Annotated in this window: 10 protein-coding genes; 6 read left to right on the forward strand and 4 right to left on the reverse strand. The window is 41.1% G+C overall.

All coding sequences use genetic code 11. The features are described 5' to 3' along the window. The first annotated feature begins 104 nt into the window (after positions 1 to 104). Positions 105 to 1,643 carry an ankyrin repeat domain-containing protein gene (locus tag EHS15_RS18925; protein ID WP_135762166.1) on the forward strand — a complete coding sequence of 513 codons (1,539 nt, stop codon included), beginning with the start codon at positions 105 to 107 and terminating at the stop codon, positions 1,641 to 1,643. On the opposite strand, the gene EHS15_RS18930 is transcribed toward EHS15_RS18925, so the two are convergent. After that, a complete protein-coding gene (locus tag EHS15_RS18930; protein ID WP_135762167.1) occupies positions 1,624 to 3,543 on the reverse strand; it encodes a sensor histidine kinase in 1,920 nt (639 codons plus the stop codon). The genes EHS15_RS18925 and EHS15_RS18930 overlap by 20 nt on opposite strands. 1 nt (position 3,544) lies before the next feature. On the opposite strand from EHS15_RS18930, the gene EHS15_RS18935 reads away from it, so the two are divergent. After that, positions 3,545 to 4,168, forward strand: a complete 624-nt coding sequence (locus EHS15_RS18935; protein WP_167884291.1) for a response regulator — start codon at positions 3,545 to 3,547, stop codon at positions 4,166 to 4,168. A 127-nt stretch (positions 4,169 to 4,295) separates the two neighbouring features. On the opposite strand, the gene EHS15_RS18940 is transcribed toward EHS15_RS18935, so the two are convergent. Continuing rightward, positions 4,296 to 4,895, reverse strand: a complete 600-nt coding sequence (locus EHS15_RS18940; protein ID WP_135762169.1) for a TetR/AcrR family transcriptional regulator — start codon at positions 4,893 to 4,895, stop codon at positions 4,296 to 4,298. Between the two features lie 146 nt (positions 4,896 to 5,041). Here EHS15_RS18940 and EHS15_RS18945 point away from each other — a divergent pair, with 146 nt between their 5' ends. Continuing rightward, on the forward strand, positions 5,042 to 5,524 hold the full coding sequence (locus tag EHS15_RS18945) for a YiiD C-terminal domain-containing protein (RefSeq protein ID WP_135762170.1): 483 nt from the start codon (positions 5,042 to 5,044) through the stop codon (positions 5,522 to 5,524). 74 nt (positions 5,525 to 5,598) lie between these two features. Here EHS15_RS18945 and EHS15_RS18950 read toward each other — a convergent pair whose 3' ends face one another. After that, positions 5,599 to 7,017: an SBBP repeat-containing protein gene (locus tag EHS15_RS18950; protein WP_210416381.1), complete on the reverse strand. Its 1,419-nt coding sequence runs from the start codon at positions 7,015 to 7,017 to the stop codon at positions 5,599 to 5,601. 205 nt (positions 7,018 to 7,222) lie between these two features. Between EHS15_RS18950 and EHS15_RS18955 the strand changes: the two genes are divergently transcribed. Beyond that, complete coding sequence (locus EHS15_RS18955; RefSeq protein WP_135762171.1) at positions 7,223 to 8,908, forward strand: 7TM-DISM domain-containing protein; 1,686 nt, start codon at positions 7,223 to 7,225, stop codon at positions 8,906 to 8,908. Positions 8,909 to 9,035: 127 nt separating this feature from the next. Next, positions 9,036 to 10,001 (forward strand): hypothetical protein, encoded by a 966-nt coding sequence (locus tag EHS15_RS18960; protein ID WP_135762172.1) that lies wholly within the window; start codon positions 9,036 to 9,038, stop codon positions 9,999 to 10,001. 1 nt (position 10,002) lies between these two features. Here the strand turns inward: EHS15_RS18960 and EHS15_RS18965 are convergent, their stop codons facing one another. Beyond that, a complete protein-coding gene (locus EHS15_RS18965) occupies positions 10,003 to 11,115 on the reverse strand; it encodes a LuxR family transcriptional regulator (protein ID WP_135762173.1) in 1,113 nt (370 codons plus the stop codon). Between the two features lie 298 nt (positions 11,116 to 11,413). Between EHS15_RS18965 and EHS15_RS19195 the strand changes: the two genes are divergently transcribed. After that, complete coding sequence (locus EHS15_RS19195) at positions 11,414 to 11,623, forward strand: hypothetical protein (RefSeq protein ID WP_167884292.1); 210 nt, start codon at positions 11,414 to 11,416, stop codon at positions 11,621 to 11,623. The last annotated feature ends 41 nt before the right edge of the window (positions 11,624 to 11,664 follow it).

Below are 11,664 nucleotides of genomic sequence, written 5' to 3' on the forward strand. Positions count from 1 at the left end.
GTGCGAGTCAATTAGGAAATCACCTGAATCTTTGCTGCTGTGATTTTGCTAAAAAAAATAGATTCTACTTGTCATTTCTTACGTTTCCGTTACAGTCCCTCACTATGAAAAAAATTTCGGTGTGTTTGCTTTTTCTTTTTTCATTTTCTCTGTCCGCTGAGGATCTTTCCATCGATTCTTTGGCAAATCCGAACTGCGGTCATTCCGTAGTAAATGACAAAAGTCTCATTAAGCAGAGAGCTGTCTGGTTGAACAATATCCGGTGGAAAAACGGGCAAGTGATTCCTGTATATTTTAAGAACGGAACCAAAGAACAAAGATTAGGTGTGGAGCATTGCGCCAGAGAATGGGAAAGATACGGAAACTTTAAATTTAAGTTTTTCGACGAACCCAAAAGAAATCAGGACCTTACCATTCTTATTGAATTCGCTCCTCAAAAACAAGGAGTCGCAGGTTGGTCTTATGTAGGATCAGGAACGAAAGACCCTTCCCAGACGAGTATGAGTTTTTTCCCGGAACACAAGGGAGAAAACGGATGTTCTACAATCGCACACGAGTTCGGTCATGCATTGGGATTGCAGCACGAACAACACAACCCTGCCAAAAAAGAAAGTTGGATTCCTGAAAAAACGTATGACTACTTTCAGAACCAATACGGCTGGGACAAACTAAAGACAGATACAGAGATACTCAAATCGATCGATACTTACGCCAATTACGGAAAGGCGGATCCGGTTTCCATTATGGCATACTATTTCCCCGGCGAACTATTTACATCGGGGAAACCGATGGGAATTCGTTTCGGTCTCTCTGCAAGGGATGTAGAGGGGATTGCCAAAATGTATCCGGGGAAAAAGCAGCCTAACGACAAACGACCTATATTTATTTATTATGGAAAGGGGAAACGTGAGTTAGCTGTTTGGTCTAAAAACGGGACGTTTCAAATTCAAGTGAACGGAAAAGAAGTGAGTTCTCTCAATTCCTCCAACGGAAGGGTTACTGCGGATACAGTGAATTTGGATGACTATCTGAATCCGAATCAAGTGAATACGATTACATATACGTTCAGTGGCAGCAATAAAAAAGACTTTCTTTATCAAATGAATGTGAAAGAAAACGGAGCCACTCTCTTCGGATTGTTATGTGATCCAAACAGATGGTGTGAAGGTTTCGATAAAGGATTTCATCTCACTCATATTTCCAAAGGGAATAGAGGACAATACTCGGACGGATGGAACGGAAGTTCTGAAACGGAAATAACCAGTCCGAACGAAAACGTTACTACTACGACAGTGGCAACGGTTATAGATTCTTCTTTGGATCTTCCTTTGTTAGATGCATCTAATCGAGGAGATACGGTGCAAGTGAAGGCACTTCTCAAAAAAGGTGCAAACCCGAATGCAGTCTACCAAGGATGGACTCCTCTTTTGTATGCATCCTACAGAGGTTATTCTTCCGTAGTATTGGAACTTTTGAAAAATTATGCCAATGTGAATGCGCAAGTCAGCGGTTGGACTGCAAGAGAACTGGCGAAACACCAAGGCCATACGGACATAGTGAATATGATCGATGCTTCAATGGGATTTCATCCTCCCGAACAAGATGTGGGAAATAGATCTCTTCCTAGCGGTTTGCTTCCTTAGAGTGGTACTTTTTAGGAAAGATAATACTGATTCTAGTCCCTTTTCCGAATTGAGAATCGATTAGAATCTGCGCTTTATGCGCTTCCGCAATTCGTTTGACGGAAGACATACCGAATCCATGGCCGCTGGTTTTTGTACTGGTCAGTTGGTTCGACTGGATTTGATTCACAGTGTCTTCCGTCATTCCGTCTCCATCGTCCGAGAAGATCATATAAATGAACTCTCCTTCTTCTTCCGTATCTATTTTGAAACTTCCTCTTTGCGAGATGGCATCCTTTGCATTTCTTGCCAAATTTAAAATCAAGGATTTCATTCTGGTTTGATCCAACTGTAAGATTCCCATGAAACGTAAGTTATAGATTGTTTCGATTTCCTTGGGAAAGAATGTTCTCTCTATTTCTGGTTTTAATCCGTAGAGAAAATCGGAAAGATTTGTGTCCGCTTTTTTTAAGTGGAATTGTCTTTTTGCGAAATCTAAAATGTTTTCAGTAACTACTTTTAATTCATCTATTTCTTCCTTCAGATATTCCTGTCCGTTTACGTTCGTGAATTTCAAACTGAGAAGTCTGTTTCTTATGTCATGGACGATTTCCGAAGTAAAATGACCTACCACTGCCAGTTTGTCTTTTTGTTTTCTTTTGATCGATTCTCTCAAAAGAAGTTTGAGTTTTTCTTTCGTTCGAATTTGGTATCTGTGCGATTTGGAGTATTTTTCCGCCAGATAGAATGTTTGGACAAATACGAAGATAAAAATCCCCATGGCGATCGTATTTGAAGTATGGATTATATTCGCGAAATAAAGTATATCATTGAGAGCGAATATAAAAATCCACACCATTCCGAAGAGCATGGATCTTGTTCCTTCTCTTTTTCCGAAAATCGTATGATATGCGAAAGTGGACAGGTGATACATAGACATCAAAAAATAGATGAGGTCGTAATAACTAAGTGTTTTGGAAAAAAAGGATACCGGGGTGAGAAGAACGATTCCGGAAAAGAATAAACAGATTCCCGTCACAATATGCGTCGTTTTTCGAGAGATAATATCTGGAAATAAAAAATAGATGTACTGATAAAAAAGAGGGCAGACCAGATAATAACTCAAATATTCGGATCTAACGATTGTTTGAAAAGATAGATCGGGAAAAAGAGTCAGTAAAAAACGTTCGTCGCTTACGAGCGGTCTCATTGCGGAGAGAAGGCAGATGAGAGCGAAGAAAAACAAGGTTTTCTCTTCTTTCCTTAGGTAATAGAACAAAAGGTGGATGCAGCCGGTGATCCATAACCCTCCGAATAGGAAGAGATCGTAACTCAATCGAATCTGAGAGATTTGTAGAATGTCTTCCGCTTTGCCCAAAATAGGCGCCTTCCAAATTCCTCCGATTCTATGTTCATAATTGGATGCGTGGATTAGAATTTCCAATTCAGTATCGTTTGTATAAAAACCTACCGTTTTGATTTCCCATCTGGGGACGGAAGTTTTCGCATCCTGGGATGGTTCTCCGATTTTGGTCAAAAATTTTCCGTTGAGATAGACGGAGTATGCAGTATCCGCTTCGTACAATTTCAGCGCCAGTTCCGTACTGGAATCGAAATTAGGCGGTAGAAGTAACTTTGTTCTGTAGGTGGCATACCCGTAGGCTTCTCCTTTTGTGGTTTCGTTCCAGAAGGCAGGGAGATATAAATAAGTTTTTGCCTTGGATTCCGTATGAGGAGAAAGCCATTCTTTCCAATAGAATTCCCATTCTCCGTTCAACTCCAAAATTTGATGTGAGTTTATCTGCCACTCGCGGGCATCGAAAATTCCTTTTTGAACTTCACCTGAAAATTCTCTGTATCGGGAACAATGACTTGCGCCTATAAGAATGAAAAAAATAGATAATAACTTACAGGCATTCATTATGATTCGTTTTTATTTGATTGATGACCATCCTGCCATTCGTAAGGGAATGCAGTCAATGATTCAAACAATTCCCGAGTTCCGGTTCGCAGGGGAGGCGGGTTCCGCAGAAGAGGCATTGCCTCATTTTTCATCTGAAAAAATCGATCTTCTTATTTCTGACATGATGCTTCCCGTAAACAACGGACTCTTTGTCCTTTCCAAAATCAAGGAAATTCAACCGGAAACCAAAACCGTTTTTTATTCCATGCTGAAAGACTGGGATATTGTGAAACAGGCCTTTCTTATGGGAGCTAACGGATATTTAGCGAAAACCGCGGACTTCGACTATATTCGAAAATCATTGAAAGAAATTACGGAAGGCAAAAAAGTTTTTCCGGAAGAGATTCTTTCCATTCTTCCCGGAGAAGAGTGGGACGATACCGCTTCCCTGATTCAGATTCTTTCCAAAAGAGAAAAGGAAGTTTTACAGTTGATTGCGAAAGGAAAAATGAATCGTGAGATCGCTGAAGTTTTAGAGATCAGTGTGCGGACTGTGGAAAGCCACAGATCCAGTCTTCTGGAGAAATTAAAATTAGAAAATGCTGCCAGTTTGATTCGTGTCGCAGCAAAGTTATACGGTTAGATTCTAGTATTCTGTATTAAACCCACTTGCGCCAGCGATCGCAGCGGAAATAAAACGAAACGTGTCTCACGCTCTCGGTCGCTGTGACCGGCAAGTTTTATGTTATGTGAAGAATTGCGAGGCGCCCTTATGCGTAATAGGGTTCCACTAGTTGTTCCAGTTCGTCGCTTAACTGGAATAATAGTTTGGTGTCTCCCATCGTCATGGAAAGCTGCACCCATCCTTGGTAACAGGCCAGAAATTTGAGTGCAAGTTCGTCCGGGTTTTTGGATTTCCAAGATTTTCCGGAGTAGGAAGCTTTCTCGAAATAGACGGAGATCTCTTTTTTCCAACGCTGCATGATCTCTTTTACCGTATCTTCGAAGGGCTTGGATTGGCCTAATGTCTGTAATGTGAAATTTGCGAAAGGGCATCCTACGAATTCTTTGTTTTTCATCTTACGAATTAGGATTCTGCACCATGCGGGAATAAAATCGTTCGCATCCGGGTATCTTCGCATCATATTTCTCATGTAACCGATGTATTCTTTGTCCTGTACTTTCAGATATTCGATTCCCAGTTCTTCTTTTCCTGAAAAATGCAGATAAAAACTTTTTCGAAACACTCCCGAATTTTCGAGCAGTTGGTTGATCCCCGTATTCGGATAACCCTGTTTGTAAAATAGATCGAGCGCTTCCTGAAGGAGTTTTTCTTTCGTATTCGGGGTTTGTGTTCGATTTCGCTTCATCGGATCATTTTGAGAAATGGAATTTCTTTGTCAAAGGCATAATTAAAAAGCGATAATAATGGTAGACAGATCGTTCTACCGTATTGAGGTGGTAGAATCATTGTTCTACTTTTTCCGTTTTCGGAAAGGTAAAGGAGCGTTTTTATATGAGCAGGTTGAATTACGAAGTCAGTCCTATGTGGAAATTTTTGCAGGGTCATTGCGGGATGGAGGAGGCTTTCTCCGTATTCGGTCCTTATGAGGGCGCCAATATTAAGGTAAAAAGAACCGACCCTTATACTTTGGAAAGTTCCATGCAGCTTGTTCTTAGGAATACGAATTATGTTGGAACTCATTTCGGAGGTTCTTTGTATTCTATGTGCGATCCTTTCTTTATGTTTCTTCTTATCGAAAATTTAGGAGAAGGTTATATTGTTTGGGATAAAAGTGCGAGCATTGATTTTTTAAGACCTGGAAAGGGTCTAGTGAAGGCTGTGTTTCATATTCCTCCTGAAGAATTACGAAAGATCAAAGAGGAAGTGGATGAGAAAAAAAAGATGGATTGGTCTACTCGCTGCGAGATTATAGATGAAGAAGGAAAACAAGTGGCGGAAGTAAAAAAGGTACTTTATATCCGCAAAATCAAATAGTTTATTTTGTCGATAAATATATATTGTACGTAATGTAGTAGGATACATTTTGTGGCACAAGATTTTGTTAGTATTCATTTGAGTTTTACGGCCACAGAATCTTGTGTTCCCGATACTGTTTGATCAGATAAGGATCCGGTTGTGATTCCAGTCGCATATAGATTTCCCGAGCTATCGCTTGCGATTCCATATCCGTTGGTTTGTTTTGTAGATGCGCCTAGAAGTTTTGTCCATTGTTTGTTTCCGCTTGCATCGTACTTCACTGCGATTAGATCTTGGATTCCTGATAGTGTTTGTCCGTCCAGATTTCCGCTCGTATAACCTGTGATATGTAAAATTCCTGCACTGTCACTGATGACTGCTCTTCCTTCCGTATTTTTGTTGGATCCGATTCCCAGAAGTTTCGTCCATTGTTTGTTCCCACTCGTATCGTATTTGATAAGAAACAAGTCGGCAAATCCTGTCAAAGAATTCCCATCTAAAGAACCGTAGGTGGACCCTGTTGTGTATACATTTCCCGATGCATCGATCGCCACTCCGTATCCGTAGGTGTTTTTGCCGGATACTCCTAGTTGACGAGCCCATTGTTTGGTGCCGGAACTATTGAATTTTACCACTAAGGAATCGTTGAGCCCTGTGACGGCTCCATCTACGGCACCGTTTGTAAAGCCTGAAACATATACGTTTCCAGGACTGTCACTTGTGATCGCTGTTGAGTTCACGGATTTAGAAGCGACTCCTAAAAGTTTTGTCCACTGTTTGTTTCCGCTTGAATTATACTTTACAACGTATAGATCACTTACGCCTGTTAATGTCTGACCGTCCAAACTGCTGAATGTATAACCTGTCACATACGGATTTCCGAAACCGTCTATAGCGATTCCCCTTGCATCGGTTGTGTTTCCGTTTCCCAATTGGCGAGTCCACAGTTTGCTCCCTGTAGAGTCGTATTTCACAAGGAATAGATCCATCGATCCCGACCAAGTTTGTCCATCCAAGCTGCCGCTGGTAGTTCCCGTTATGTATACGTTATTGGAGCTGTCCGTTGCGATCGCATAGGCCATTGTGCCTCCGCTGGAGGAGCCTAGAAGTTTAGTCCATAATTTGTTTCCGGACGAATCGTATTTGGTGAGGAACAATTCGTTCACTCCTGCTGTAGTTTTGATTTGGCCGTCCAAACTGCCGTCCGTGTAGCCCGTAACGTACAGATTCCCCGCACTGTCACTTGCGACTCCGTTTCCATAAGTGCTGGCACCTGCTACTCCTGATTGGCGAACCCAATCCAGGCTTCCTGTATTTGCGGAAGTGGATGTGGTCGGAGCTACAGGTGCTTCCGGTGCTGGTGATTGTTTATTTGTCGTTTCTGTCAAAATGACAAAAAGCGTTACCATTATGTAATTTTTTGTGTCGTCCGTCCAGTGACAATAGGCGAGTTGAGTTGCGAATGCCAGAATGAGAAACTTTGCAGAGAGTTGGAATGGATTACTATGCACTGTGGAGCCTAACTTAAATTTAATGAAACCCTCTTTTGGTCAGTGCCTTGGTCGGCTTTTGAGAAAACAGGTTGGATGAATCGTAATATGCGAAAATGTTCCTGTCGTACCGGATCATGATTTGGTAAGAAAAAACGGATAAAATCGAATTGCAGAGGTTTAGATACCTATTTTAGTCGGATTTAATTTTAGCGAATGATTTCGTATGTTTATTTCTTTTCTAAATCATAAGTTCTCTCTTTCGAAAGAATCCTTCAAAAAAGTGCGGTGGGAACTTAGGTTCCTTTTTCTTCTCTTTCCCGCTTTTTTGATTCAATGTAATACAGAACAGATTGTACGGGAGAACGATGGTTTTGTGATTTTGGAAGATATTTCTTCCGTTCTAAATGTTTCTCCTGAAACGGAATATCTGTCGGCAGACCCTTCCGCAACTCTCTCCGAAATAGAACGAACAACTTCCGGATGGAAACGAAACGAGGAGAATGTTTTTGATAGAGGTTTTTCGGACGATGTGTTTTGGCTCCGAATTCCTCTCTCGAACGAAAGTTCTATTTCCGATTGGCATGTGACTCTTAGGAACAATCGCCTAGACTTTGTAGACTTTTTTCTGGTCACTGAAAATGGAATAAAATCATTGTCCGCAGGAGATTACAGACATCTCCCTGAGAATGCGGATACTTCTTATCCCTCATTTGCTTTTGAACTTCCTTCCAGAGAAAAGGCTACTTTATACATTCGTATTCAAGCGGATGTTCATCTTGCATTTGTTTTACGGCTTTTTCCCCCGGAAGTATTCGGAGCGGAAAAACATCTGACTGCAGTGATTCATTGTATCTTCGTTATTTTGTTTCTTGTTTTTTTGATTTTTCAGGTTCGCTTCAATCCTTCCGTCAGAGGATGGATGGAAATTTATTTAAGCGTAGGTGTTTTATCGATTTTTCTTTGGGCTTTTTGTTTTTCCGGGGAGGCTTCTCGTCTTCTTTGGCCCGATTCGGTTTGGTGTAAGAACAACATGCACTTCGTATTCGGATTGTTATTTGAAATTTTCTTTTCTCTTTTTTTGACTCGTTACCTACAGTTGAAAGATTTTTCTCCCAAGTTAAATTTTGCATTTCATATATTTATCTTCGCAGTGGGAATCGCAGGCATATTTCTATTTTTTCCTTTTTCAAATCGTTCTAAAGTGCAGGCCGCTAATTTGATTATGATCGTTAGAAATCTTCTAATGATCGCAGGTGTGGTTCAATGTCTGAGGTATCGTCGTTTTTGGGTGCTTTATCTCACAGTTTCCTGGCTTGTCATCGCGGCGGCTAACTTCATCACCTTTTTTATGGTAATGAAGCTACTTCCTTATAACACGTTCACTTTGTACTCCCATCTATTCGCTTTTCCTGCGGATCTGTTTGCCATCGTTGTTTCTCAAATTGTTCGTTATCGCAATTTGAGAAGGGAAAGAGATCAGTTGAAGGAAAAAGTGAATGAGCTGATGCGATTTTCCGAAGCCACGGAAGGAGACTCTAGTGCCAAAAGGATGAGGGGATTAGACATCACTCGAATTTTGGAAGATCTTGTTGTGTATTTTCGTTCGGAAAAACCTTATTTGGAGGAAGAGCTAAGTTTGGGGACTGTTTCGGAAAAGCTAAAAATTCGACCGGATCAGCTTTCTGCGATTTTAAATAAGGAGATGAACACTTCCTTTTCCCTATTAATCAACGAATATCGCGTAACGGAGGCTTGTCGTTTATTGAAAGATTCCCCGGAAAAGAATCTTCTGGAAATTGCTTTCCAATGCGGGTTCGGTTCCAGAACGAATTTCAATCGAGTATTCAAACAATTTACAGATTTAGCTCCCATCGAATATAGAAAGACGGAAGTAGCGAAAAAGTTCTGATTCTACTAGCTTTTGTTCTAATTCCATTAGATTTTTTGTGAAACATGACAAATGTAACGGTGCTGTTTTTACTTTCGTTACATAGGGGATATGGCAAAACAGTGAGCTGACTGCGACAATAGATTTCATGAATCTATTCACATGCAAACCGCTTTCCGTATGTTGCGGACGAAACAATCGATCCGGAAGAATTCTTTTGATTTGTCTGTCGGTTCTTTTCTTTTCCTGCGAAGGGGATCCGAAAGAAAACAAGGGATTGTTGGAGCTTCTTATATCGAACATTTCGTCCTCATCTTCCTCCGTTCCTAAGTTGGGAAGTTCGGAAGACGATTCTTTGATTTCAAATACGATACAGATTGTTCCCTCTGGCGGACCTCCTTTGCCTGGAGAACCGACGAACGTACCTCAGATGAATCCCCTCAAACTGATCACAAATCACGCGAATCCTGCGGACGATCCTTATTCTATAAAGGGGCTTTTACAGATACAAGCGGTCTCCTTTCAAACGCCCGTTTATAACGCAACTGCGATCACCGCTTTCTTAGGGAAGGAAGATATGACTCTTTCCTCGGATGGAAATGTAATTCATTCGATGAGGTATATCGTTCGAAGCGCTCAGTATCCTTGGGGATTCACTTTCCTTGTGGATGCGGATAGAATGTATAAAATCATCGTTGTGGCAAAAAATGATTTCGGAATTTCTTCGGAAGAGATTCGAATCGGGCATCCTAGAAAATGCGCTACTGCCAAGAACTTGCCTGCGGATTTCGGAGATTGTGCTACAGGGCATTGCATTGAGACAAAACGTTCCGGCTCTTTGGTGGAAGTGAAAGCGAAGATGAACATTCTAAATCTTACGGAAGAATTGCAGGTGGATGTAGCTGTCTGGAATCCGTCTGAAATGATCAGACTCGCTTCCTCTAATGACTTTCAATACCAGGGATCGCTTCCGATTCCTACCGGTGTCTATGAGGCGGTGACCGGTTTTGATCCAACAAACTCGGACTATTTATGCGCTTGTGTTATTTCCCTTGCTTATACGGAACCTCCTTTTTATATGCATTATCTCAAAGAGTATGTGAAGATTCATTAACCTAATCTATATTTTTTGATCCTCCGGAATGCCTTGCTAAAAATATAGTTAGGCGCTGGAGCTGATCTTTCGATGTATCCTTCTCTTTCTTCGGGGGAAGTACTTTCCCGTAAATATTCTTCAAATGATTTCTTAACGTTCCGTTGGATACGTTCAGTACAAGCTGGATGAAAGATCTACTGTGTCCTTCTTGGATCAATTCGCAGATGCGGATTTCTTGTCTGGAAAGTCCGAATTCCTTTAAACTGATGCTCAGAGGAGTCGTGTCGTCTCCTAGTGCGGACTGTTGTCTTTGTTTGAGGAAGGTCAACATTGCACAAGAAACAAGAGAAGAAACCGCCAAGATAAAGATTTCAGAAGAAGGCAGATGGGGGCAATACGGACCGACTAATGTTCCTATGACGATACCGCAAGAGACTGAAATCAAAAGATTCGATAGAAACAAAATCGGAGCAGGGACACCGATACTTTTTCGATTCAAATGGATCGCCAAAGTGACGGAAATGATCGCATCTGCAATCGGATGAAGAGGAGGAATGTCGGCTCCGCTGGTTGTGATGAGATTGGCAAATAAGGAGATCCACCAAAGGATCACGGCAGTTGTGAAAAATTTTCTTTTGAAATAATCGTTCCATTGAACGGGACGAAGAAGCATATAGATGCTCGTTCCGATTCCGATCAACTGGGGCAGAGCCCCTATTATGGCACCTTGGTTCGAGAGAAGAGGACCCATTCCGAAAGAATTCATTTTGGAGCCGATGATGAAACTTTGCGGACTGATTTGGATCATTAAAAAGATCAAACCTGCTGCGATGGAAGCGATCAGAGTGGGCAGAACGAAAATGTTACGCCCTGAGGCAAAAGCTACCATTCCTACTACGAGAGGAGCAAGCGCCATCCACGAACCGGCATTAAAGTATTTCCACCAAAACAAAGCTTGTTCTTCGTTTTGGGAAAGACAAAGCATTACCGTGCTCAAATTGAAAATTGCTACTACGAAATAGAACGCCAGCATCAGCCGGTGGAAAGGATGATCCCTGCCTATATTGAGCAAAACACATCCTAAATTAGCGAAAACAGCAAAGAGAGGTATAATGAAAAAATTTTCGAGCATTGTGAAAGACTGTTCTATCTATTTTATAAATTTCGATTTTTGGATAGAAGCGAAAAAGTACGAATTGTGCGCAAGGAAAAACGAACTTCGACCGTAAGAGGTTGTCTTTCCCTAAAGAAGCCCGTCCCATTCTCGCTGAAAATTATGTCTCATTCGGAAAATTCGGAATGTTAAAATAAATTAATGACAATTGATTCTAACATAAAATTAGATGGTGCATTTGCAGCCCTCTGGCTTGGGGGCGAATGCTTAAAAAATGACGAAATCGTAACATCATTGGGATAAACCGGAGAAATCAATGGACAATCAATCAGAGAATTTTGGGGATCAATTGGATCCTAACGCATTATTTTTAAATTATACAATCGATCTGCAACTATTTGCCTCCGAAGAAGAGGAATCTGAAGAAGAGGAATCTGAAGAAGAGGAATCTGAAGAAGAAGAATCAGAAGAAGAAGAATCCGAAGAAGAAGAATCTGAAGAAGAAGAATCAGAAGAAGAAGAATAAGAAGAAGAAGAAGAAGAAGAAGAATCTGAAGAAGAAGACGA

Origin of the sequence: Leptospira idonii (assembly GCF_004770995.1) — a bacterium.
Classification (GTDB): Bacteria; Spirochaetota; Leptospiria; order Leptospirales; family Leptospiraceae; genus Leptospira_A; species Leptospira_A idonii.

Coding starts and splice junctions, on each gene's coding strand:
- EHS15_RS18925 (WP_135762166.1), top strand. CDS start 105: ATGAAAAAAATTTCGGTGTGTTTGCTTTTTCTTTTTTCATTTTCTCTG.
- EHS15_RS18930 (WP_135762167.1), bottom strand. CDS start 3,543: ATGAATGCCTGTAAGTTATTATCTATTTTTTTCATTCTTATAGGCGCA.
- EHS15_RS18935 (WP_167884291.1), top strand. CDS start 3,545: ATGATTCGTTTTTATTTGATTGATGACCATCCTGCCATTCGTAAGGGA.
- EHS15_RS18940 (WP_135762169.1), bottom strand. CDS start 4,895: ATGAAGCGAAATCGAACACAAACCCCGAATACGAAAGAAAAACTCCTT.
- EHS15_RS18945 (WP_135762170.1), top strand. CDS start 5,042: ATGAGCAGGTTGAATTACGAAGTCAGTCCTATGTGGAAATTTTTGCAG.
- EHS15_RS18955 (WP_135762171.1), top strand. CDS start 7,223: ATGTTTATTTCTTTTCTAAATCATAAGTTCTCTCTTTCGAAAGAATCC.
- EHS15_RS18960 (WP_135762172.1), top strand. CDS start 9,036: ATGAATCTATTCACATGCAAACCGCTTTCCGTATGTTGCGGACGAAAC.
- EHS15_RS18965 (WP_135762173.1), bottom strand. CDS start 11,115: ATGCTCGAAAATTTTTTCATTATACCTCTCTTTGCTGTTTTCGCTAAT.
- EHS15_RS19195 (WP_167884292.1), top strand. CDS start 11,414: ATGGACAATCAATCAGAGAATTTTGGGGATCAATTGGATCCTAACGCA.